Origin of the sequence: Mycobacterium triplex, from assembly GCF_000689255.1 — a bacterium.
Taxonomy (GTDB): domain Bacteria; phylum Actinomycetota; class Actinomycetes; order Mycobacteriales; family Mycobacteriaceae; genus Mycobacterium; species Mycobacterium triplex.
This window is the reverse complement of the sequence record NZ_HG964446.1, coordinates 3,698,135-3,722,503: the sequence shown is the minus strand read 5'-3', so window position 1 is coordinate 3,722,503 and position 24,369 is coordinate 3,698,135. Positions and strand designations below refer to the sequence as shown.

The following is a 24,369-nucleotide window of genomic DNA, read 5'->3' as shown; positions in this document are numbered from 1 at the left end:
CCGGTGGTTGAAGAAGACCAGTGTTAGGCAAGGGGTACTGAGGTGGATCAACTCCAGCATGCGACCGAGGCGCTGCGCAAAGCGCTGGTCCAGGTTGAACGCCTGAAGCGCACCAACCGTGCGCTGCTGGAGCGCTCGAGCGAGCCGATCGCGATCGTCGGTATGTCGTGTCGTTTCCCCGGCGGGGTCGATACCCCCGAGGGCCTGTGGCAGATGGTGGCCGACGGCCGCGACGTGATCTCGGAGTTTCCGACCGACCGCGGCTGGGATCTGGCTGGGCTGTATGACCCGGATCCGGACGCGCGCCACAAGACCTACGCCCGCACCGGCGGCTTCGTCGACGACGTCGCGGACTTCGACCCCGCGTTCTTCGGCATCGCGCCCACCGAGGCGCTCGCGATGGACCCCCAGCATCGGATGCTGCTGGAGCTGTCGTGGGAGGCATTGGAGCGGGCCGGGATCGACCCCAGCGGGTTGCGCGGCAGCGCCACCGGCGTGTTCGCCGGCCTCATTGTCCAGGGCTACGGCATGCTCGCCGAGGAGATCGAGGGCTACCGGCTGACGGGCATGACCTCCAGCGTCGCCTCCGGACGGGTGTCGTACGTGCTGGGGCTGGAGGGCCCGGCGGTGTCGGTGGACACCGCGTGTTCGTCGTCGTTGGTGGCGTTGCACATGGCGGTCCACTCGCTGCGGTCGGGCGAGTGCGACCTGGCCCTGGCCGGTGGCGCCACCGTCAACGCCACGCCCACCGTTTTCATCGAGTTCAGCCGGCACCGGGGCCTCGCGCCCGATGGCCGGTGCAAGGCCTACGCCGGGGCGGCCGACGGGGTCGGCTGGTCCGAGGGCGGCGCCATGTTGGTCGTGGAGCGGCTGTCCGACGCGCGACGGCTGGGTCATCCGGTGCTGGCGCTGGTGCGGGGCTCGGCGGTCAATCAGGATGGTGCCTCCAACGGGTTGACTGCGCCCAATGGTCCGTCGCAGCAGCGGGTGGTGCGCGCGGCGTTGGCCAATGCCGGCTTGTCGGCCGCTGACGTCGATGTCGTCGAAGGCCACGGCACCGGCACCACTTTGGGCGATCCCATTGAGGCGCAAGCGTTGTTGGCGACGTACGGCCAGGATCGCGGCGAGCCGCTGTGGTTGGGGTCGATCAAGTCGAACATGGGCCACACCCAGGCCGCTGCCGGGGTGGCCGGGGTGATCAAGATGGTGCAGGCGATGCACCACGAAACGATGCCGGCGACGTTGCACGTGGATCAGCCCAGCCCGCACGTGGATTGGTCGGCGGGCGCGGTGTCGTTGCTGAGTGAGGCGCGGCCCTGGCCGGCGACGGATCACGCGCGCCGCGCGGGTATTTCGTCGTTCGGGATCAGCGGTACCAACGCGCACGTGATCGTCGAATCACCCCCGTCGCAAGAACCGCGCGAGCCCGCCCCGACACCCGCCGTGGTGCCGTGGGTGCTGTCGGCAAAGTCATTGCCGGCGTTGACTTCTCAGGCCACCCGCCTGGCCGCACACGTAGCCGCCGACGACGAGCTCGACATTGCCGACGTGGCGTGGTCGCTGGCGGGCCGGGCGACCTTCGAGCACCGGGCCGTCGTCATCGGTGGTGACCGCGACCGGCTGCTGGCCGGGCTCGGCGAGCTGGCGGCCGACGATCCGGGCGGCTCGGTCATTCGGGGCACCGCGCAGCCCGCGGGCAAGCACGTCTTCGTATTCCCCGGCCAAGGGTCCCAATGGGTCGGCATGGGCATCGAATTGCTGGATACCGCACCGGTATTCGCCCGGCACATCGAGGCATGCGCGGAAGCGTTCGCCGAATTCGTCGACTGGTCGCTGATCGACGTCCTGCGTGGTGCGCCCGGCGCTCCGGGCATGGAGCGCGTCGACGTGGTGCAGCCGGTGCTCTTCGCGGTAATGGTGTCACTGGCCGAACTGTGGAAATCGGTCGGCGTCAACCCCGACGCCGTGATCGGTCACTCGCAAGGCGAAATCGCCGCGGCGTATGTCGCGGGTGCGCTGTCGTTGCGGGATGCCGCGCGCGTGGTGACGTTACGCAGCAAGCTGCTTCGCTCGCTGGACCACCCCGGCGGCATGGTCTCCATCGCCTGCGGCACCGAGCGGGCACGGGAATTGCTGGCGCCCTACGGCGCTCGGATCAGCATCGCCGCCGTCAATGGCCCGGCCGCGGTCGTGGTGTCGGGTGAGGTCGCCGCGCTGGAGGAACTCATCGGGTTCTGCGCCGACCTGGATCTGCGTACCCGGCGCATCGATGTGGACTACGCATCGCATTCGGTTGAGGTCGAGGCGATTCGCGACGAGCTGACCGCGGCGCTGGCGGGCATCGAGCCGCGCACCTCGCGGGTCGCCTTCTTTTCCACGGTATCCGGAAGCCGTTTTGGACACAGCAGGTTTGGACGCCGCCTACTGGTACCGCAACATCCGGCAGACCGTGCAATTTCGACCAGGCGGTGCGCACTGCGTGCGAGCACGGATATCGGACGTTCATCGAATCCAGCCCGCATCCCGCGTTGATCGCCGGCATCGAAGACACCTGCAACGACTCGGGCGCCGCCGGTGACACCGAGCCGATCGTCATTCCCACCCTGGGCCGTGACGACGGCGGGCTCGAGCGGTTCCTGACGTCGGCCGCGGCCGCATTCACGGCGGGCGTGAACGTGAACTGGCGCGGGGTGTTGGACGGAGCCGGCTTCGTCGAGCTGCCCACGTATGCCTTTGACCGACGCAGGTTTTGGCTGTCCGGCGAAGGCATCGGCGTCGACGTTGCGGGGCTGGGGCTGGGAACCAGCGAGCATGCGTTGCTCAGCGCGGTCGTCGAGCTGCCGGCTTCGGGCGGGGTGGTGCTGACGGGCCGCTTGTCGCCCGGCTTGCAGGGATGGCTGGCCGATCACGCCGTGTCCGGCAAGGTGGTGTTCCCGGGCGCGGGGTTCGTGGAGCTGGCCATCCGCGCCGGAGACGAAGTCGGATACTCGACGGTCGACGAGCTGACGCTGCAAGCGCCGCTGCTGCTGCCCGTCGGCGATGCCGGATTCGGTTCGGTGGCAGTGCAAGTCGTGGTCGGAGCCGTCGAAGAGTCGGGGCAGCGCAGTGTCGAGATCTTCTCGCGCCTCGACGCCGACTCCGCATGGGTGTGCCACGCCGAGGGGGCGTTGAGTTCCGCGCCGGTCGAGCCGGGCGCCGACCTGTCGACGTGGCCGCCGCCGGGTGCGGTCGCGGTGAACGCGGCCGACGGCTACGAGAAGCTGGCGGCCCGCGGGTACGGCTACGGCCCGGCGTTCCAGGGATTGACCGCCGCCTGGGTCCGCGGCGAGGAGGTGTTCGCCGAGGTGCGGCTGCCGGACGCGGCCGGGGGCGTCAGCGGGTTCGGGGTGCACCCGGCATTGCTCGACGCGGCAATGCATGCCATGGTGATCGCCCATCAGTCCGACGACCAGGCCGGCGATGTGGTGTTGCCCTTCGCATGGCAGCGCATTTCATTGCATGCCGCGGGCGCGTCGGCGGTCCGCGCGCGGATCGCGCCGTCGGGCACGTCGTCGGACTCGAGGGGAGTCTCGATCGAGCTTGCCGACGGGCTGGGGCTGCCGGTGCTGTCGGTGGGAATCATGGTGGCCCGCCCGGTCAACGAGCAGCAACTGCGCGCGGCGATCTCTAGCTCGGGCCCGGACCGGCTGTTCGAGGTGGTGTGGTCGCCGGCTCCGGCGGTCACCGCCGCTGAGGCTTCGTCTTACGAGCTGTTTGAATCCGTTGCCACACAAGATGATCAGGTCGAGGCCACCTACCGGCGCACGCACCAGGCGCTGGCCGCCGTGCAGTCGTGGTTGACCGAGCACGACTCGGGAGTTCTGGTCGTGAACACTCGCGGCGCCATGGGGTTGCCGGGGGAGGACGTCACCGATCTGGCGGGCGCCGCGGTGTGGGGGCTGGTGCGCTCGGCGCAAACCGAGCACCCGGGCCGGATCGTACTGGTGGATTCCGACGCCCGCCTTGACGTTGCGACGACGGCCGCCGTCGTGGCGGCCGGTGAACCTCAGGTACTGCTGCGAGGCGGGACGACCTACATCGCGCGGGTCAACGGCAGCCGCGCGGTCGACGGGATCTTGGTGCCGCCCGCCGAGGGCCCCTGGCGGCTGGGCATCAGCAATGCGGGCACCTTCGAAAACCTGTGCCTGGAGCCGGTTCCCAACGCCGGAGCCCCGCTGGAGCCGGGCCAGGTTCGCGTGGCCCTGCGCGCCATCGCCACCAATTTCCGCGACGTGATGATCACCCTGGGCATGTTCACCCACGACGCCCTGCTCGGCGGCGAGGGCGCCGGCGTGGTGGTCGAGGTCGGGCCGGGTGTCACCGAATTCGCGGTCGGCGATTCGGTTTACGGATTCTTTCCCGACGGCAGCGGCACACTGGTCCCCGGCGACATCCGTCTGCTGCTGCCGAAGCCTGCCGAGTGGTCGTACGCCGAAGCCGCCGCCATCTCGGCGGTTTTCACCACCGCATACATGGCGTTCATCCATCTGGCCGACGTCAAGCCCGGCCAGCGGGTGTTGGTGCACGCTGCCGCGGGCGGGGTGGGCATGGCCGCCGTGCAGCTGGGCCGGCACCTGGGTCTGGAGATATTCGCAACGGCCAGCCGCGGCAAGTGGAACACGTTGCGGGCCATGGGCTTTGACGACGACCACATCGGCGACTCGCGCACGTGCGAATTCGAGGAGAAGTTCCGGGCCGTCACCGGCGGGCGGGGCATGGACGTGGTGCTGGACTCGCTGGCCGGTGAATTCGTCGATGCGTCGCTGCGTCTGGTCGCCCCGGGCGGTGTGTTCTTGGAGATGGGCAAGACCGACATCCGCGACCCCGGTGTGGTGGCACGGGAGTACCCGGGTGTCCGCTACCGAGCCTTCGACCTGTTCGAGCCGGGCCGTCCCCGGATGCACCAGTGGATGCTGGAGCTCGCCGAGCTGTTCGACTCCGGTGTGCTGCGCCCGTTGCCGGTGACGACTTTCGATGTGCGACGGGCCCGTTCCGCGTTGCGTTACCTGAGTCAGGCCCGCCACATCGGCAAAGTGGTCCTCACGCTGCCCGAGGCGTGGGCGGCCGGGACCGTGTTGATCACCGGCGGCACCGGCATGGCGGGTTCGACGCTGGCCCGCCACCTGGTGGCGCACCACGGCGTGCAGAACCTGGTCCTGTTGAGTCGGCGCGGGTCGGACACGCCCGGATCGGCCGAGCTGGTAGCCGAATTGGAGGCGGCCGGAGCACGGGTGAAGGTGGCGGCCTGCGATGCGGCCGACCGGGCCGCCCTGGCCGCGGTGATCGCCGATATCCCGCAGCTCTCCGGGGTCATTCACGCCGCCGGTGTGCTCGACGACGCCGTGGTCACCTCACTGACACCCGAGCGGGTGGATGCGGTGTTGCGGGCCAAGGTGGACGCGGCCTGGAACCTGCACGAGCTCACCCGCGACTTGGATGTGTCTGCGTTCGTGATGTTTTCGTCGATGGCCGGCCTGGTGGGTTCGTCGGGTCAAGCCAACTACGCGGCGGGCAACACGTTCCTCGACGGGTTGGCCGCGCATCGGCGGGCACACGGATTGCCGGCGATCTCGCTGGGGTGGGGGCTGTGGGACCAAGCCAGTGCCATGACCGGCGGACTCGACGCCGCCGACCTCGCCCGGTTGAGCCGCGACGGAATCCTGGCGTTGTCGTGCGACGAAGCGATGGAATTGTTCGACACCGCTTTGATCGTCGACGAGCCGTTCGTCGCGCCCGCCCGCATCGACCTGGCAGCGCTGCGCGCGCACACCGCCGCGGTGCCGCCGATGTTCACCGACCTGCTCAACGCGCCGGCCCGGCGTCGGGTGGACGACTCGCTGGCCGCCGCGAAGTCGAAATCCGCTCTGGCGCATCGTCTGCACGGACTTTCCGAACCCGAGCAGCACGCCGTGCTGCTGGATCTGGTCCGTTCGCACATCGCGACCGTGTTGGGTAACACCACCGTCGAGGCGATCGACCCGGACAAGGCGTTCCAGGATCTGGGCTTCGACTCGCTGACCGCGGTCGAAATGCGCAACCGGCTGAAAACCGCGACCGGACTTGCGCTTTCGCCCACCCTGATTTTCGACTACCCGACGCCCAACGGGCTGGCCGGCTACATCCGTAAGGAGCTCGGCGGGGTCCCGCAAGAAATCGCGCCCACCGGAGTCGCGCAGGTCACCGGTGACGACCCGATCGTGATCATAGGCATGTCGTGCCGCTACCCGGGCGGGGTGAGCACTCCCGAGGATCTGTGGCAGATGCTGATCGAGGGCCGCGACGTGGTCACCGAATTCCCGAGCGACCGCGGCTGGGATCTGTCCGGCGTGTACAACCCGGACCCCGATGTTCCGGGCACCTGCTACACCCGCACCGGCGGCTTTGTGGACGGGGTCGGGGACTTCGATGCCGCCTTCTTCGGCATCACGCCCAGCGAGGCCCTCGCGATGGATCCGCAGCAGCGGATGTTCCTCGAACTCTCCTGGGAAGCCTTGGAGCGAGCCGGGATTGAGCCCGGCGCGTTGCGCGGCAGTGCGACCGGCATGTTCGCCGGCGTGTACACGCAGGGGTACGGCATCGGCGCGGCACCGACCGCGGAGGGCTTCCGGTTGACCGGTCAGTCGTCGAGCGTGGCGTCCGGCCGGGTGTCGTATGTGTTGGGGCTGGAGGGCCCGGCGGTGTCGGTCGACACGGCGTGTTCGTCGTCGCTGGTGGCGTTGCACATGGCGGCGCAATCGCTGCGGTCGGGCGAGTGCGACCTGGCCCTGGCCGGCGGCGTCACGGTCAACGCCACACCCGACATCTTCGTGGAGTTCAGCCGGATGCGCGGCTTGTCGGTGGACGGCCGGTGCAAGGCGTACGCGGGCGCGGCCGACGGCACCGGATTCTCGGAGGGCGGCGGCATGCTCGTCGTCGAGCGATTGTCGGATGCCCGCCGGCTGGGCCACCCGGTGCTGGCGGTGGTTCGCGGCTCGGCGATCAATCAGGACGGTGCCTCCAACGGCTTGACGGCCCCCAACGGTCCGTCCCAGCAACGCGTGGTGCGGGCCGCATTGGCCAGCGCCGGTTTGTCCACGGCCGATGTCGACGTGGTGGAAGGCCACGGCACCGGAACCACTTTGGGCGACCCCATCGAGGCCCAGGCATTGCTGGCGACCTACGGGCAACACCGCACCGAGCCGCTGCTGCTGGGCTCGATCAAGTCGAACATGGGTCACACCCAGGCCGCCGCCGGCGTGGCCGGGGTGATCAAGATGGTGCTCGCGATGCGCCACGGGCTGCTGCCGGCGACCTTGCACGTGGATCAGCCCAGCCCGCATGTGGATTGGTCGGCGGGCGCGGTGTCGCTGCTGACCGAGGCGCGGCCGTGGCCCGACGCGGGACGCGTGCACCGGGCGGGCGTGTCGTCGTTCGGCATCAGCGGCACCAACGCCCACGTCATCATCGAGGCTGCCCCCGGCGGCGTCGACGACGTCGTCGAGCACCCGAACGTGCCGGTGTTGCCGTGGGTGGTATCGGCAAAGTCCCTGTCGGCGTTGAGGTCCCACGCATCCCGGTTGGCCGCGCATCTGGGCGCTCACGGTGAACTCGACGTCGCCGACGTGGCGTGGTCCCTGGCGGGACGGTCGCACTTCGAACACCGGGCCGTCGTCGCCGGCGCAGATCGCGACCGGTTGCTGGCCGGCCTCGACGAATTGGCCGGCGCCGAGATCGGATCGGTTACCCGGGGGACCGCCCAGGGCGGCAAGACCGTCTTCGTCTTCCCCGGCCAGGGCTCGCAACTGCTTGGCATGGGGATGGGCTTGCACGCCGGATACCCGCTATTCGCCGAGGCGTTCGACGGCGTGGTGGCAGAACTCGACCGGCACCTGTTGCGCCCGCTGCGCGACGTGATGTGGGGACACGACGAAGAGCTGTTAAACACCACCGAATTCGCCCAACCGGCGTTGTTCGCGGTGGAAGTGGCGTTGTTCCGGCTGCTCGAATCCTGGGGCGTGCGACCCGATTTCGTGATGGGTCACTCGATCGGCGAGCTGGCCGCCGCGCACGTCGCCGGTGTCTTGCCGCTCGAGAACGCCGCCGTGCTGGTGGCCGCCCGGGGCCGCTTCATGCAGGCGCTGCCGGCGGGCGGGGCGATGATCGCCGTGCAGGCCACCGAGGAGGAGGTAAGCCCGCTGCTGGTCCCCTCCGAACAAGCCGGGGTCGGCGTCGCGGCGGTGAATGCGCCGGGCTCGGTGGTGATTTCGGGCAATGAAGACCAGGTGATCGCGATCGCCGAGCGGCTTCGCGCCGACGGCCGCCGCGTGCACCGACTCGCCGTCTCGCACGCGTTCCACTCCCCGTTGATGGAGCCGATGATCGACGAATTCGGCACGGTCGCGGCCGGACTCGCCGTCGGCAAGCCAACCATCCCGATCGTGTCGAACGTGACCGGCGAGCTGGCCGCAGCCGACTTCGCCACGGCGGCCTATTGGAAGCGGCACGTGCGCGAGGCGGTGCGGTTCGCCGACAGCGTGCGCTTCGTCCATGCGGCCGGCGCAACCCGATTCCTCGAAGTCGGGCCCGGCAGCGGCCTGATCGCATCGATCGAAGAATCGCTGCCCGATGCGCCGATCATCACGGTGTCCGCGCTGCGCAAGGACCGACCGGAGCCGGAAACCCTGATCGCTGCCGTCGCGCAGGGGTATGTAACCGGGATGGACGTGGATTGGCGCGCGGCGATCGGCCGGGCCAATTTCGTCGAGCTACCCACCTATACCTTTGAGCGACGGCGGTTTTGGCTCGCGGGCGACGGCGCCCCGGCCGACGCGGCCGGCCTGGGCCTGGCGGCCGGCGAACACCCGCTGCTTGGTGCGGTGGTCGAGCTGCCGGCCTCGGGTGGGGTGGTGCTGACGGGCCGGTTATCGCCGAGCGTGCAGACCTGGTTGAACGACCACGCCGTCGGCGGGGTCGTGCTGTTCCCCGGCGCCGGATTCGTCGAGCTGGCGATCCGGGCCGGCGACGAAGTGGGCTGCGGCGTCGTCGACGAACTGAATCTTGCGGCGCCCCTGGTGTTGCCGCCCGGCGGGTCGGTCGCGGTCCAGGTGGTGGTCGGCGGCCCGACCGAGGAGGGCACCCGCGGGGTGTCGGTGTTTTCCCGCGCCGAGGCCGGTTCCGGTTGGTCGTTGCACGCCGAGGGCGTGCTGCGTGCGGGCACGGCCGAACCAAGCGCGGACCTGTCGGCGTGGCCGCCGGTCGGTGCGGTTCCGGTCGACATCGGCGACGGATACGAGCGGCTGGCCGAACGCGGATACGGATACGGGCCCGCGTTCCGCGGGTTGACCTCGATGTGGCGCCGCGGCGACGAAGTGTTCGCCGAAGTCACCCTGCCCGCGGATGCCGGCGTGTCGGTGGCCGGGTTCGGGGTGCACCCGGTGCTGCTCGACGCCGCGTTGCACGCGGTGATCCTGGCCTCCGACGGCGACGAGCTTGCCGAAGGTTCGATGTTGGTACCGTTCTCCTGGCAGCAGGTATCCCTGCACGCCTCCGGTGCGGCGGCGGTGCGGGCGCGCATCGTGCCGGTGGGCGATTCGGCTGTGTCCATCGAACTTGCGGACGGCCTTGGGCTGCCGGTGCTTTCGGTGGCGTCGATGGTGGCTCGCCCGGTGACCGATCAGCAATTGCTGGCCGCGGTGTCCAACTCGGGCCCGGACCGGCTCTTCGAAGTCGACTGGATCGTGCAGCCGTCATCCTCGGTGCAACCGGTGTCGGTATCCGCCTGGGGCGCACCGGAATCCGAGGCCGCCGAGGGACAGCGCTCGGCCGTGTTGTTCGAGTCGGCACCGGTCGCCGACGACGTCCTGGCTGGGGTGTACGCGGCCACTCGCGCGGTGCTGCCGGTGCTGCAGTCGTGGTTGGCCCGCGAGGGGACCGCGACGCTGGTGGTGGCCACCCGGGGCGCGATGCCGTTGCCGGGGGAGGACATCACCGATCTGGCGGGCGCCGCGGTGTGGGGCTTGGTGCGTTCGGCGCAGACCGAACATCCCGGTCGGATCGTGCTGGTCGATACCGACGCACCACTCGACGACGAAGCGGTGGCCGCGGTCCTGGCCGCCGGCGAGCCGCAGGTGTTGCTGCGCGGCGCAAAGGTTTACCTCGCCCGCGTCCACGGCAGTCGGGCCGTCGGCAGTCTGTTGGTGCCGCCCGGTGATGGCCCGTGGCGGCTGGGCATGAGCAGTCGCGGCACCTTCGAAAACCTACGACTGGAGCGGATCCCCGACGCCGGCGCGCCCCTGGGGCCCGGCCAGGTGCGGGTCGCGCTGTCGGCCATCGCGGCCAACTTCCGCGACGTGATGATCGCGCTCAACCTCTACCCCGACCCGGCCGCGGTGATGGGCATCGAGGCATCCGGTGTGGTCGTCGAAAACCTATTCGCCCGATGGCCGTTTCGCGATCGGCGACCGAGTGATGGGCCTGTTCCCCGACGGAACCGGCACGACCGCCGTCACCGACCAGCGACTGCTGGCGAAGGTGCCCGCGGGTTGGTCGCACACCGCGGCCGCGACCAGCACGGTGGTTTTCGCCACCGCCTACTACGCGCTGACGGATCTGGCCGGGGTGCGGCCCGGTCAGCGAGTGCTGGTGCACGCGGCCGCCGGCGGTGTCGGAATGGCGGCCGTCCAGCTGGCCCGGCACCTGGGCCTGGAGGTCTTCGCGACGGCCAGCCGAGGCAAGTGGGACACGTTGCGGGCCATGGGCTTTGACGACGACCATATCGGCGACTCGCGCAGCCTGGAATTCGAGGACAAGTTCCGCGCCGTCACCGCCAGGACCGGGATGGCCGGGATGGATATCGTGCTCGATTCGCTGTCCGGCGACTTCGTCGACTCGTCCCTGCGACTTGTGGCCCCCGGCGGCATCTTCCTGGAGATGGGCAAGACCGACATCCGCGAGCCCGACGAGGTGGCCGCCGACCACCCGGGTGTGCGATACCGCGCCTTTGATCTGTTCGAGGCGGGGCCCGAGCGCATTCAGCAGATGCTCGACGAGCTGACCGCGCTGTTCGGCGAGGACGTGCTACGGCCGCTGCCGGTGACCAGGTTCGACGTGCGACGCGCTCCGGCCGCATTGCGGTACTTGAGCCAGGCCCGCCATGTCGGCAAGGTCGTGATGACGATGCCCGGTGGCTGGTCCGCCGGGACCGTGCTGATCACCGGTGGAACCGGGATGGCCGGCTCGGCATTGGCCCGCCACGTGGTGTCGCGACACGGTGCGCGCAACGTGGTGTTGGTGAGCCGGCGTGGCCTGGATGCTCCCGGCGCCGCCGAGCTGATGACCGAGCTCAGCGCGACCGGGGCGCAGGTGCAGGTGGTGGCCTGCGACGTGGCCGACCGGGAGGCGCTGGCCAAGGTGATCGCCGATATTCCGGTGCAGCGACCGCTGTCGGGAGTGATTCACGCGGCCGGGATGCTCGACGACGCCGTCATTTCCTCGCTGACGCCGGAGCGGGTGGACGCGGTGTTGCGGGCGAAGGTCGATGGGGCCTGGAACCTGCACGAGTTGACCCGCGACCTGGATGTCGCTGCCTTCGTTCTGTTTTCGTCGATGGCTGGGTTGGCCGGAGCATCGGGTCAGGCCAACTACGCGGCGGCCAACTCCTTCCTGGACGGGTTGGCCGTGCACCGGCGTGCCGGTGGCTTGCCGGCGATGTCACTCGGCTGGGGTTTGTGGGATCAGGCCAGTGCCATGACCGGGGCGCTGGGCGCGGCGGATCGGGCCCGGTTCGGCCGGGACGGCATCGTCGCGATGCCGTCGGATCAGGCACTGGAATTGATGGACACCGCGCTGATCGTCGACGAGCCGTTCCTGCTGCCGGCTCACATCGACCTGGCGGCGCTACGGGTGAAGTTCGACGGCGGAACGTTGCCGCCGATGTTCGTCGATCTGATCAACGCGCCGACCCGGCGCCAGGTCGACGATTCGCTGGCCGCGGCGAAGTCTAAATCGGCTCTGCTGCAACGTCTCGAGGGCCTGCCGGAAGACGAGCAGTTCGCCGTGCTACTGGACTTGGTGCGCTCGAACATCGCCACGGTGCTGGGCAACTCCAGCCCCGAATCCATCGATCCGGACCGGGCGTTCCAGGAACTCGGCTTCGACTCGCTGACCGCCGTCGAGATGCGCAACCGGTTGAAGTCCGCTACCGGTCTGGCACTTTCACCCACGCTGATCTTCGATTACCCCAACTGTGCCGCGCTGGCCGGCTACATGCACGCCGAGCTGGTCGGAACGGGGGAGCAAAGCGCTCCGGCCGCCGCGCCCGGGGAAGCCGACATTCAGCGCGTGGTGGGCTCGATTCCGGTGAAGCGATTGCGCCAGGCCGGCGTGCTGGAGTTGTTGCTCGCTCTGGCAACCGAAGACGACACCACGCAGGCGTCGGCAACGGGCGTGAGCACCGAGAAGGACATCGCCGACATGGACCTCGAGGATCTGCTCAATGCCGCGTTGAGCGATGACGACGAATAACCAATGAAGGTCGGCAGTCAGTGAGAGTCGCGGTCACCGGGGCCGGCGGTGTGCTCGGCCGCGGTCTCACCGCCCGATTGCTCAGTCAGGGCCACCAGGTCGTGGGAATCGCCCGGCACCGGCCGCAAAGCTGGTCGAGTGCCGCGGATTTCATCGAGGCCGACATCCGGGACGCGGGCGCGGTCAAACGCGGCATAACCGGATCGGACGTCGTCGCACATCTGGCGTGGGCACGATGCCCCGGACCCGACCAACGTATCGGCCACGAGGTCAACGTCGGCGGCACCCGCAACGTCCTGGAAGCGATGGCCGAAACCGGTTGCAGGCGCATCGTTTTCGCTTCGTCCGCGCACGTCTACGGCCGCGCCGACACGCCGAAAACCGAACAGGAGCCGATGGTTCCGGTGCTGGCCGACGGTGTCCACCAGGCCCACGTCGAGGATCTGCTCGGCGCGTCGGATGCCGAATGGGTCGCGATACGCTCGGCGCTGATCGTCGGCCGCAACGTCGACAACTGGGTGCGCGCGCTGCTGGCGTCGCCGGCGTTCCCCGACCGGTCCAGCGATCGGCGTATGCAAGTCGTCCACCTCGACGACGCGCTTCGACTGTTCACCCGCGCCGTCGTGGACACCGGCATCACCGACGGCCCAATCAATCTCGCCGCCGACGGTGAGCAGACGTTCCGCCGGATCGCTGCCGCGCTCGGGCGCCCGATCGTCTCGCTGCGCGGCCCGTTGCGGGCTTGGGGACGAGACGGCGAGGGGGACTGGGTGCGAAGTGCGCCGCTGATGGATACCGCACGGCTGCGCCAGGAGTGGGGATTCCGGCCGGCATGGAACTGCGACGAATGTATCGAGGACTTCGCCCTGGCGGTACGCGGTCGCATCGCGCTGGGTACTAGGGTGGTCTCGCTGCCGTGGCGGCTGGCCAATGTCGCGGACCTGCCCGCCGTCGATGCGGCAGCCGATGACGGGGAGACGCCGAGACTAGCCGGCCCACAAGGAGATAACGGCGAGTTCGACACCCCGATCGACCCGCGTTTTCCGACCTTCTTGGCCACCAACCTGTCCGAGGCGCTGCCGGGCCCGTTTTCGCCGGCGTCGGCATCGGCGACCGTCCGCGGGTTGCGTGCCGGGGGCGCGGTCATTGCCGAGCGGCTGCGGCCGGGCGGCATGGTCCAGCGCGAAATCGCCATGCGCACCGTCGCGGTGTTCGGCCACCGGTTGTATGGGGCGATCACGTCGGCGCACTTCATGGCCGAAACCGTGCCGTTCGCCAAGCCGTCGATGATCGTCAGCAACAGCGGGTTCTTCGGCCCCAGCATGGCCTCGCTACCGGTATTCGGTGAGCAACGGCCATCCGAAATCGGTTGGGCCCGAAAACAATTGCGCAACGCTCGTAATATCGGGGTGTTCGGTGTCAACCTGGTGGGCCTGAGCTCCGGTGCCTCCCGCGATACCGAGGACTTCATCGCCGACGTCGATCGCCTGGAGCGGCTGGCCGACGATGTGACCCAACTCGACGATCGCCGGCTGCTCAGCCTGATCGTGCTGGCCCGCGACCTCGTCGTGCACGGGTGGGTGCTGGCCTCGGCGTCATTCATGCTGTGCGCCGCGTTCAACGTGTTGCTGCGCGGCTTGTGTGGTCGAGACACTTCCCCGGCCGCGGGGCCGGAATTGGTCAGTGCGCGATCGGTCGAGGCCATGCAGCGGTTGGTGGTTGCGGCGCAACGCGATCCGAACGTGGTCCGGCTGTTGAGCGAACCGGGGGAGCGGCTGGACAAGCTGGCCGTCGACGCCCCGGAATTTCACGCCGCGCTGCTGGCCGAGCTGGCGTTGATCGGCCACCGGGGGCCCGCAGAGCTCGAGATGTTGTCCAGCAGCTACGCCGACGACCCGGAGCTGTTGGTCCGGATGGTGGCCAGGGCGATGAGCGCACCTGCCGCGCCGCAGCCACCGCAGCCGCGGATTCCGTTGCGGGCCAAGCCGGTAGCGTTGCTGGCCGCCCGGCAATTGCGCGACCGGGAAGCTCGTCGCGACAAGGTGGTGCGGGCCAATTGGGTGCTGCGCGGTCTGCTGCGCGAGTACGGGCGCAGGCTGGTCGGCGCCGGTCTCTGCGACTCCGCCGACGATGTGTTCTACCTACTGATCGACGAACTCGACGCCCCGCCCGTCGACATCAAGGGGCTGGTGGCACGGCGCCGGGCCGAGCAGCGCCGGCTGGCCACCGTCACTGTCCCGACCGTCTTCAGCGGAAGCTGGGAGCCGGCGACCACGTCGGCGCCGGTGCTTTCCAGTGGAGACACCCTGCGCGGCGTCGGCGTGTGCGGGGGCCGGGTGCGCGGCCGGGTGCGCATCGTGCGGCCCGAGACGATCGACGACCTGCAGCCCGGCGAGATCCTTGTCGCCGAGGTCACCGACGTCGGGTACACCGCGGCGTTCTGCTACGCCGCGGCCGTGGTGACCGAACTCGGCGGCCCGATGTCACACGCCGCCGTGGTGGCCCGCGAATTCGGGTTTCCCTGTGTCGTGGATGTTCACGGGGCGACCAGATCATTGCCGGCGGGCGCCCTGATCGAGGTGGACGGCAGCACCGGAGAAATTCAGGTGCTCTGACCAGCCGAACGCCGGCGGTTGCGCAGACCTCTACTCAGAAAGCTCATGTATTCGCTGGTGGTCGCCGCAAGCGGCTTCACGTCGACTGAGCTGACCAATGTATCCATCAGACCAAAAGGCATCGCGGTGATGTTCGGACCACGGCCATACTCCAGATGCCATGAGCCTGAGTCGATCTCCAGCCCCCTGGCCTCACCCTTTTTCATGTAAGTGAGATCCCCGGGCGTATAAACGGTTGCGCCGATCTGGTCGGATTCCAGATTGTAGGTCGTGTATCGGCCCGCGAGAATGACCTTGTAAAGCTCCATGTAGTTGTATCTTCCGGAAAACCCCTGTGTCCCGGCGGGACAACCGAAGATCAACAGATACTCCGAGAAGCTGATGTGCAGGAATGTCAGCTTGCCCAAGATGCCGCCGGCCCTGCTTCCCAACCAGCGTCGCTGTCGGTTTTCGATGATCTCGGGGTAGGCGTGTGAAAGCCGCTCGATAAGCGCCGAGAACCGTTCGCCGCTGTCGAGTGGAAGGTCGAGTACCTGCCGGCATTCCCGAGCCAGCACATCGGGATCGATTTTGTATGTCATCTACTTGGCACTCATCACGCCGCGGGGCAGCGTCAGCGGCAAGTCGTTGTAGGTGGCGATGCCCGGCGCCGCTGCGACTACGGCTGCAATCGCGTTGACCGCGGGCATGGCCGTGATAATCATGCCCAGCACCATGAAATCCGCCAACGTTTCGAACGCGAAGTCCGGCGGTGGGAGCAGCTGGATCGACGTCTTGACCGTGGGTTGTCCCTGGACCTCGAGTTCATAGCCCATGGTGTCCAGCTTCCAGTCGGGCTCCAACGTCTGACCCTTGCGCCACCGGACGCGGATCTCGACGACGTCGCGCTCGCCGACAAACCCTCTCCAGCGTGCGTCGATGCCCGCAACACAGCCCTTTTCAATTCTCCACGGACCGGGAAGATCGAGATCCTCTGTGGTTTGCGCGTATTCGGCTTCGCATCGAACCTCATCAAGCTCGACACCCAACGCATCGGCCATCATCAGCAATGCCTCGCGGAACACGCCTGTGCCTTCCGCGGTCATCGCCTGCAGGTCCGGATTGTCGATGGGTTGACCGAAGCCCGCCGGCATTTCGGTTGCTGGCGAGTCGTACAAGGTGCTATCTCCGGACTCGGTGATGGTGATCTTGTCGATCCGATCGCAGATCGTGGACGACATGATGGCCATCATCTCGGCGAATCCAGGGTTTATGCCACTGCCGAAAATGGTTGTGCCACCGCGTTCGCATGCCTCGATGATGCGGTCGCGACCGTCGCCGAAGGTGTGGCCGGTGATGAAGGCGGCGGTGGTCACCACGTTGATCCCGGCCGACAGGATGTGGACGAGATGGTCGACGTCCGGCCACATTGGGTTGTATATGACGCAGTCAGGTTGCAATTCGATCAGGGCGTCGATGTCGTCGGTCGCTGCGACGCCCAGCGGATCGATGCCGGCCAACTCGCCGACGTCGCGGCCGACCTTGTCTGGTGACCAGGCGTAGCACCCCACTAGTTCGAGGGTGGGATTGGAGGCGACTGCCCGCACCGACCGCTTGCCGACGCTTCCGGTGGTCCACTGAACAATTCGGAGGGGGAATTGCTCGTCAGGCTTCGAGGTCACGGTTGTGGCTCCTTGTCGAGAATGCGCACCGGTAGTCGGGGCAGCGTGCTGGTCGGGGAGGGCCAGATGATCTCGGGCCGGTACCCCGGGGCGAGCTCGAAATGAGGTACACGCTTCAGCCATTCGGTCACGACGACGTTCATTTCCATTCGCGCCAGATGGGACCCCACGCAGCGGTGCGGGCCGCCGCCGAAGCCCCAGTGCTTGTGCACCTTGCCGTCCATCACGAGGTCATCACCGGATATCGCATCGCTACCGTCTCGGTTGATTGCGCCCAAGCACAGCCGCACCCGCGAGCCAGCTGGCAACGTCACACCGGCCACGGTGACATCCTCGGTCGTCACCCGGGGGACGACCGGAGCCGACGACTCCAGTCGAACGATCTCCTCGACGAAAACGCGGATTTGGCTTGGGTTTTCGCAGAGATTGCGGCGGATGTCGGGACGGCGGGCCAGCTCGAGCATTGCCGCCCCGATTGCTGAGGTAACTGTGTCCAGTCCAGCCAGCACGAAGAAGAAGGCCATGCCCAGGGCCTCGTCGTCAGTGAGCGAATCCTCGCCCAATAGCACTTGTGAAAGGACATCGTCGCCTGGATTCTGCCGATGCTCGGCGACCGCCTCGGTCAGGTAGCTGAACAATTCCAAAGCCGGTGTCAGATCAGGCTCCTGGCCTGCGGCATTCGGCATGCTCAGCTCGATGATGGCATCCTTCCACCGGATGAGCCGCTCCCGATCTTCTAGCGGGAGGCCGAACAGCGTCAAGAAGACCTGGGACGGATAGGGAGTGGCGAGTTCGGCCATCACCTCACACTCGTCGCGGCGCCCGATCGCGTCGATGATGTCGATCGCCTGCGCCTGAATCGAGGGCAGTATCACCGACAGCGCCTGCGGACCGAAGAACGGATGCAGGATCCGTCGGATCCGGGTGTGCTCTGGGGGATCCAGCGCCGCCGGCACCAGCGGTAACGGGCTACCGACCACCTCGAACGCTTTCTTGGAGGAAAAGACGCTCGGATTGCGCAGTGCGGCAAGCACATCAGCTCGACGAGTTAGGGCGTACCAACCGTCACTCAACACCACCGGGCCAGCATCGCGCAATGCCGCCCAGCCGACGCCCCGGTCGAACGACATCGGCAGATCGGCCGAGTCGAACTCTGGAATGCTTCGAGAGTCGGCCATTCCTTGTTCCTTTCGGTTGGCGGAAAGCGGAAAATGATCGTCTATTCCGCGGCGGCGGACGTATCGAACTCGAGTTGGAGTCGCGTGGGTCCGCTCATGCCGAGAAGTGGTCGCCACGGTGGGTTTTCGGTGCACCGCGGGTGCGGCAAACGGTGGGCGAGAATCTTCAGTGCTTCGGAGAGTTCCCGTCTGGCGAGGTTTGCACCGAGGCAATAGTGAGCGCCTCCACCGAAGGTGAGGATCGGCGGTGGGTCGTTGCGAGTGATATCGAACCGCGTGGGATCGTCGTAGATGGACGGATCCCTATTGGCGGCATAGGTATTCACGATAATGAACGTGCCGGCCGGGAAGGTGTACTCGCCGATCGTGACGTCATCTATGGCGCTCCGGAGGGTGCTACACATCGACGGAGAGTGCCGCATGGTTTCCTCGACGGCTTTCATCCCGAGCTCGGGGTTGTCGCGAAGCAGCGCCCACTGTTCGGGATGCTCACTCAGAACTTGCATCGACGCCGCCAATTGCGTACGGGTGGTATCGGTTCCGGCTACCAGGATGCTGAACGCCAGCATCCGGACTTCAGAGGCATTAAGGCGGTCGCCGCGGTCTTCGGCTCGGATGAGCTCGGAGAGGAGGTCGTCGGTAAGAGACTTGCGCCGCTCGGCGATCATTCCATCGATGTATTCGTCAAAAGCGTCCCAGGCCTTCAGGACCTTGGGCTCTTCCTCGGCAAGATTGCAGTCGAAGCTGACGATCTTGAATATGTCCTCTGCCCATGTCGAGAACAACTGCCAGTCTTCCCGCGGCGCACCCAGCAGGGCGCAGATGACGGGAATGGGATAGGGCCGCGCGATCTCCTCGACGAACTCGCAATTCCCTGCCGCGACAACGGCATCGGTGAGTTCGTTGATGACGGCGTGGATCGTGCTGTCCATGCGTGCGGTTGCCCGCGGGGTGAAGGCCTTTGACACCAAGCTGCGCAACCGGCGGTGTTCGGTACCTTCCATGCAGAGGATGCTGGCGACGACGCGGTCCCACAATTCACCTGACGTCACCCCGTGCGCCGTGAGGTGAATGCCCGGAGGGATCCCGAACCGTGGGTCGCCCAGCACGGTTCGCGCGAGCTCATACGAGAGCGTCTCTGGGCCCACTGGACCCAGCGCGATCGGTGCGACTTGCTGAGCAGCCCGAAACTGCGGATAGATCTGCTGCGGTGTGTCCGTGACGGCGTAGTCCAATACCGGCAGATCGGCATCAAAGATGCTTGGCTTTGCCGTACCGACGGTCATGATCTCTCCTGGCTGTAACGAATACCGCTGGCGGGCAACGGTTCACTGGGCTGGTAGGGCTTGAAAACGGCGCCGAGCTGCACCGCGCCGGTCGGGCCGGGCGGCACCTCGCCCGGGTCGGGGAACATCGTCGCCGTACTCTTGTCGACGATCACTGCGAGGTTGTCGCGCACGTTCTCGACGGTGAGGTCGGTGTCGGTGTATCCCGCGGTCTGGCCGAACACGCGTAGCCCGACGTTGCCGGCGGCGGCTTCGAGGTTGGCGCCGGAAAGCTCACAACATTGGTGCGCAAGGTAGGCGACAGCCGGCGAGATCAGCGTGGTGGGGAAGTGATTTTCCATCAACTCGGTGAACGCCGAAGTCTCGTTGAAGTGGCGGATGGCCGTGGTATTTGCGGCCGGTCCCAATGCATTGACCGTGATACCGAATTCGGCTCCCTCGACCGCTAATCCGCGGGTCAATCCGAAAATGCCACTCTTGGCCGCGCCGTAGATAGACAGGTTCTCGATCCCGAACATCGCTCCGGACGTGGTGTTCACGATCCGTCCGTACCCCGCCTCGCGCATATGCGGCCACGCCGCCCGGCACATCCAGATGGTTCCCATCAAATGGACGTCGATGACGTTGCGAATATCGTCACTGGAGATTTCGTCGAAGCGTGCCATGAAGCAGACACCGGCGTTGTTCACGAGGATGTCGAGCCGTCCCCACGTGTTCAGCGCCGTCGCCACGACCTGGCGGGCGCTGTCCTCCTCGGCGACACTGTGCTGATCGGCGACCGCCTCGCCGCCGGCGTCACGAATCTCGTTGGCGACCTGCTCCGCGTTCGCCCGGAGGATGCCGCGTCCGTCAGGTCCCACGCCAAGGTCATTGACGACGACTTTGGCTCCCCGTTCGGCGAGTAGGGTGGCGTGACACCGCCCCAGACTTGGGTTTTGGCCGCCAGCGCCCGTCACGATGGCAACCTGGCCGTCGAACCGCAGCTCGCTCATGGCAGGTTGGTCGACAGAAAGGTCAGGGGCAGGCCCAACACCGACAAGTCGATTTCTTCGAGATAGTTACCTTCGCCCTCGAAGCCTTGCCGGAAGCGAGTTATCGAGCCGTAACGCTTGGCAATATCCTCAGCCGCCGACGCTCCGGGAACCTGGACGACCACGGTGAAAACGCCATCACCGCGACTCGCGAGGAACTCGGTGACCGAAACAGCAACCTCTGCAGTCGATTCCGGGTTCGGGCTGATCAGCTCGATGCCTCGATTCCAATCCAACAGCACTCGAATCCCGAGTTCGTCCAAGGCGATGGTTTCGAAGGTGAAGCCCAGCTCGGTAAATAGCTGTCCCACAGTCTCGTGTCGCTCACGGGCTACCGCGAAGACGACGTGATGCAACCGCGACGGTGAATCATTCATCTGTGACCTCCGTGCAGGATCGAGAGAGGGATCTGGGAGATGGACCTCGCGGCCAGGACGCGTCATCGCGATCAGAACTCGATGGGCAGAGTGGTTGGCCCACTCATGCCGAGCATCGGTTTCCACGGGGCCGGCCCCGTTCGACGGGCGTCGGGCATGCGGTGTGCCAACATCTTCAGTCCTTCCGCCAGCTCCAGTCTGGCGAGGTTTGCGCCGAGGCAGTAGTGCGTGCCACCGCCAAAGGTCAACACGGCCGGCGCTCCCTTACGGGTGATGTCGAAGCAATCGGGATCCTGGTAGGTGGCGGGATCGCGGTTGGCGGCAAAGGAATTCACGAAGATGTAGGTGCCACTGGGGAAGGTGTATCCGCCTAACTCAGCATCCTCGTTTACGGTGCGCACGGTATTGCAGACGGCGGGGGAGTGGCGCATGCTTTCCTCGACCGCGGACATGGCCAGGTCCGGGTGATCGCGCAGCAACGCCCACTGCTCGGGGTGATCGAGCAGCACCTGCACGGAAGCGGCCACCTGATTGCGGGTGGTATCGGTTCCCGCAAGGAGCAAACCGGCTACCGTCAAACGCAATTCGTCGGCGCTGAGTCGGTCGCCCGCGTCCTCGGCGCGAATGAGATTGGAGAGTAGGTCGTCGGTCAGCTGGTGTCGCCGGTCAGCGATCATCTCGTCGACATACGCGTCCATTTCAGCCCAACCTCGAAGGACGGATGGCATTTCGTCGACCAGATTGACCGAGAAGTTGACCATTTTGAAGATTTCTTCGGCCCATCGGTCAAACTGCGACCAATCCGCGCGTGGGGCACCAAGCAGGGCGCAGATGATCGGGATGGGATAGTGCCGGGCGATATCGGTGACGACGTCACAGCGGCCCATGGTGGCAACGCCGTCGATCAGCTCGTTGAGAACTTCGGCGATCGTTTCGTCCAGACGCGTGATGGCCCGAGGCGTGAATGCCCGCGACACCAGACTTCGCAACCGATGGTGTTCGGCCCCTCCCGCGCAGATGATGCTCCCGACGACCCTGTCCCAGAGCGGTCCCGACGTGACGCCTTGCGCGCTCAAGTGAAGACCCGGGGGAATCACGAATCGGTTGTCGCGCAGAATATTTCGACAGAGATCGTAGGAAAGCACCTCGGGGCCGAGCGGACCGATGGCGATCGGAGCCCGCTCTTGTGCGGTCCGAATCCGGTCCCAGACCGCATGCGGCGATTCGGTGACGTCATACTCGAGCGCCGGAAGTCCAGCCTCGAAGATGCTGGGCGCATTGGTGGCGGTGGTCACTTGCGGGTCCTTTCAGTCGCGCGCCAACACTCCCCGCGGAAGCAACAGGGGCAGGTCGTTGTAGGTGGCGATGCCGGGTGGAGCCGCGACCACGGCCGGTATCGCCGTGATAGCCGGCATGGCGGTGATGGTCAAACCGAGCATGATGTAGTCTTCGATCGTTTCGGCTCGAAAATCCGTCGGAGGCTCAAAACTTAGTGTGCTCTTGATCGTTGGTCGGCCCTGCACCGTAACGGTGTAGCCGAAATCTGTCGACCAAGCCGGTTCCAGGGATTGACCTTTGGTCCACACCCCGCGAACCTCGACCACACCGCGTGCACCGACAAATCCCTTCCACCGGACGTCGATGCCCGCGACGCAACCCTTTTTGATGGTCCAGTCTCCGGGCAGCACCAAATCTTCGGTGGTGTGCGCGTATTCGGCCTCACAGCGCACCTCGTCAAGTTCGACTCCGAGCGCGTCGGCGACGAGCAGCACCGCCTCGCGGAAGATGCCGGAGCCCTTCTCGGTAATGGCGCGCAGATCGGGCTGGTCGATCGGATAGCCGAAACCCATCGGTATCTCTGTTGCCTGGAGAGTTGTAGATGGTCGTGTCGAACGACTCGACAATCGAGATCCGGTCCACCCGGTCGGAGATACCGGCCGTGACGATCGCGAAGAGCTGGATGAATCCCGGGTTGATGCCGCTGCCGAAGATGGTCGAACCGCCGCGAGCGCATGCTTGGACGATCCGTTCACGATCACTTCCCAGCTGGTGCCCGGTGATGAACTCCGACGTGGTCACAACGTTGATTCCCGCTTCGAGGATGCGCGTCACTTCGTCGACACTGGCGAACATCGGGTTGTAGACAACACAATCGGGCTTGATCCCCAGGAGCGCATCGACGTTGTCGGTCGCGTGCACGCCCATCGGATTGATGCCGCACAGCTCGCCGACGTCGTGGCCGACCTTGTCGGGCGACCACGCGTAGCAGCCCACTAGTTCCAACTGTGAATTCTCGGCGATCGCGTGGACTGACTTCTTGCCCACGTTCCCCGTCGTCCACTGAACGACGCGGTACGTCAAGGGTGCGACCCCGCATGCTGTTGAGCCGCCTGGCGAGCCAGCCGGTCGTTGTGGATGCGGACCAGTTCGCGGAATCCGAGCCGGTGGTATTTAGGAATCGGCTGGATTCCCCAGATGTCTTGCGCGGTGGCCTTGCCCTCGGCTCCCTCGGGCGGTCCGAGGGGCGGGTAGGGGTACTTGCACTCCAGGGTGTCGTTGGAGTACCGAATCTTCAGCAACTCGCTGCAGATTTCGGTCAGACTCAGCGTGGGGTACCCGTAGTAGACCGCCATGAAAGGCAAGGTGAACGCCCCTTCGATCACCAGTGCCACCAGGCAGATCAGCACGGCCCGCTTGATCCACTTGTGCATTCGCGCGTAGTACGGTGTGGTCCCCGGCTCGAGCCCGGCAGCGGGGTCCTTTTCCTCGGTGGGTGACGGTGCGCTCATCGTTATGCTCCTTAAACCTGTTCAGTCGGAGAAGATTTCGCGGTTGACCGTATGTAGGTACGGAATCGCGAGGAATGGGGTGATGTAGAAGATGTCGTACAGCCACCAGCCGATGACCGGAAACACCACACCGGCGTAGCGCACATCGGCGAACATCGTCATGTTGAAGACGTAGGCGGACCAGATCACCACGCCCATCCAGCAGGTGATGATCATCCACTGTTGGCCCCAGCGCTTCATCTGCAGGAAGCCGATCGCGGCGGCCACCCGCATGGAGAACACCGTGAGGATCAGCCCTGCCACATAAGCTTTTTCGCCCGGCCCCGCCGCGCCGCCGACCCACAGCTCGTTGTAGTGCCAGAAGTAGCCGGCGTCGAACATGTTGCCCCAGCCGACCATCAGCACCCGGTTGATCAAGGTGTGGTTGGCAACCAGGTCCAGGGCCCAGCCCAGACTGTTGAGCATGCCATCGATCAGGGTCAGATAACCGATCAGGGTCACGATCATCGGCCGCACCGACAGACCGGCCCGCAGGGCTTGACGCTGCAGATACACCCCGCGCATGAAAATGGGAAACCCGATCAGACCCGGAGCCCACATGCCCATCAAGGCGGCACCGACGATCATCCATTTGTCGGCCCGCCGCTGGGCCAGGCGGGATGCGTCGTGGTGATCTTCTAGGCTTACTGAGTCTTCGGCCGCAGGAGACGTGGTGGACCCGTTGCCGGAAAGCCGGTTCTTCAGAGGAAGATTCACAGGTCCCACCACCCTCGAGCGAAGGACATGTAGAGCTGGACTCCGAACATCACTAGCAGGTAGCCATATATGACTACTTGGAAGACGATGAGCGCCCTCTTGCGCTTCTGTTCCTGTTGGTCCATGCGGGTTTGCT

Annotated in this window: 10 protein-coding genes and 2 pseudogenes; 2 read left to right on the top strand and 10 right to left on the bottom strand. The window is 66.4% G+C overall.

What is annotated here, in order from left to right; translation table 11 throughout:
* The first annotated feature begins 42 nt into the window (after positions 1–42).
* Both BN973_RS31400 and BN973_RS17245 read left to right on the top strand, forming a co-directional pair.
* Positions 43–12,540 (top strand): annotated as a pseudogene (locus BN973_RS31400) (type I polyketide synthase).
* 20 nt (positions 12,541–12,560) lie between these two features.
* Entirely contained in the window at positions 12,561–15,155 is a 2,595-nt protein-coding gene (locus BN973_RS17245; protein ID WP_036469637.1) for a sugar epimerase family protein, read from the top strand.
* Here the strand turns inward: BN973_RS17245 and BN973_RS17240 are convergent.
* The 10 genes and pseudogenes from BN973_RS17240 to BN973_RS17195 all read right to left on the bottom strand — a co-directional run bounded on the left by BN973_RS17240 (position 15,143) and on the right by BN973_RS17195 (position 24,233).
* Positions 15,143–15,736 carry a hypothetical protein gene (locus tag BN973_RS17240; protein WP_036469635.1) on the bottom strand — a complete coding sequence of 198 codons (594 nt, stop codon included), beginning with the start codon at positions 15,734–15,736 and terminating at the stop codon, positions 15,143–15,145. The genes BN973_RS17245 and BN973_RS17240 overlap by 13 nt on opposite strands.
* The gene (locus BN973_RS17235; protein ID WP_036469633.1) at positions 15,737–16,816 is read right to left on the bottom strand and encodes an NAD(P)H-dependent amine dehydrogenase family protein; all 1,080 of its coding nucleotides are present in this window, start codon (positions 16,814–16,816) and stop codon (positions 15,737–15,739) included.
* The gene (locus BN973_RS17230) at positions 16,813–17,994 is read right to left on the bottom strand and encodes a cytochrome P450 (RefSeq protein ID WP_036469631.1); all 1,182 of its coding nucleotides are present in this window, start codon (positions 17,992–17,994) and stop codon (positions 16,813–16,815) included. Before BN973_RS17230 ends, BN973_RS17235 begins: the two co-directional genes overlap by 4 nt.
* Positions 17,995–18,035: 41 nt before the next feature.
* Positions 18,036–19,280 (bottom strand): cytochrome P450, encoded by a 1,245-nt coding sequence (locus BN973_RS17225; protein WP_036469630.1) that lies wholly within the window; start codon positions 19,278–19,280, stop codon positions 18,036–18,038.
* Complete coding sequence (locus BN973_RS17220; protein ID WP_051641322.1) at positions 19,277–20,272, bottom strand: SDR family NAD(P)-dependent oxidoreductase; 996 nt, start codon at positions 20,270–20,272, stop codon at positions 19,277–19,279. The genes BN973_RS17225 and BN973_RS17220 overlap by 4 nt, the downstream gene beginning before the upstream one ends.
* Positions 20,269–20,688 carry a hypothetical protein gene (locus BN973_RS17215; RefSeq protein ID WP_036469629.1) on the bottom strand — a complete coding sequence of 140 codons (420 nt, stop codon included), beginning with the start codon at positions 20,686–20,688 and terminating at the stop codon, positions 20,269–20,271. The genes BN973_RS17220 and BN973_RS17215 overlap by 4 nt, the downstream gene beginning before the upstream one ends.
* Before the next feature lie 71 nt (positions 20,689–20,759).
* Positions 20,760–21,983, bottom strand: coding sequence for a cytochrome P450 (locus BN973_RS17210; protein ID WP_036469628.1), 1,224 nt, complete (start codon positions 21,981–21,983; stop codon positions 20,760–20,762).
* A 12-nt stretch (positions 21,984–21,995) separates the two neighbouring features.
* Positions 21,996–23,049: pseudogene (locus BN973_RS17205) on the bottom strand (NAD(P)H-dependent amine dehydrogenase family protein).
* Positions 23,046–23,477, bottom strand: a complete 432-nt coding sequence (locus tag BN973_RS17200; protein ID WP_036469627.1) for a hypothetical protein — start codon at positions 23,475–23,477, stop codon at positions 23,046–23,048. Before BN973_RS17200 ends, BN973_RS17205 begins: the two are co-directional and overlap by 4 nt.
* 21 nt (positions 23,478–23,498) lie before the next feature.
* A complete protein-coding gene (locus BN973_RS17195; RefSeq protein ID WP_036469626.1) occupies positions 23,499–24,233 on the bottom strand; it encodes a hypothetical protein in 735 nt (244 codons plus the stop codon).
* Between the last annotated feature and the right edge of the window lie 136 nt (positions 24,234–24,369).

Coding starts and splice junctions, on each gene's coding strand:
- BN973_RS17230 (WP_036469631.1), bottom strand. CDS start 17,994: ATGGCCGACTCTCGAAGCATTCCAGAGTTCGACTCGGCCGATCTGCCG.
- BN973_RS17200 (WP_036469627.1), bottom strand. CDS start 23,477: ATGAGCGCACCGTCACCCACCGAGGAAAAGGACCCCGCTGCCGGGCTC.
- BN973_RS17225 (WP_036469630.1), bottom strand. CDS start 19,280: ATGACCGTCGGTACGGCAAAGCCAAGCATCTTTGATGCCGATCTGCCG.
- BN973_RS17240 (WP_036469635.1), bottom strand. CDS start 15,736: ATGACATACAAAATCGATCCCGATGTGCTGGCTCGGGAATGCCGGCAG.
- BN973_RS17215 (WP_036469629.1), bottom strand. CDS start 20,688: ATGAATGATTCACCGTCGCGGTTGCATCACGTCGTCTTCGCGGTAGCC.
- BN973_RS17220 (WP_051641322.1), bottom strand. CDS start 20,272: ATGAGCGAGCTGCGGTTCGACGGCCAGGTTGCCATCGTGACGGGCGCT.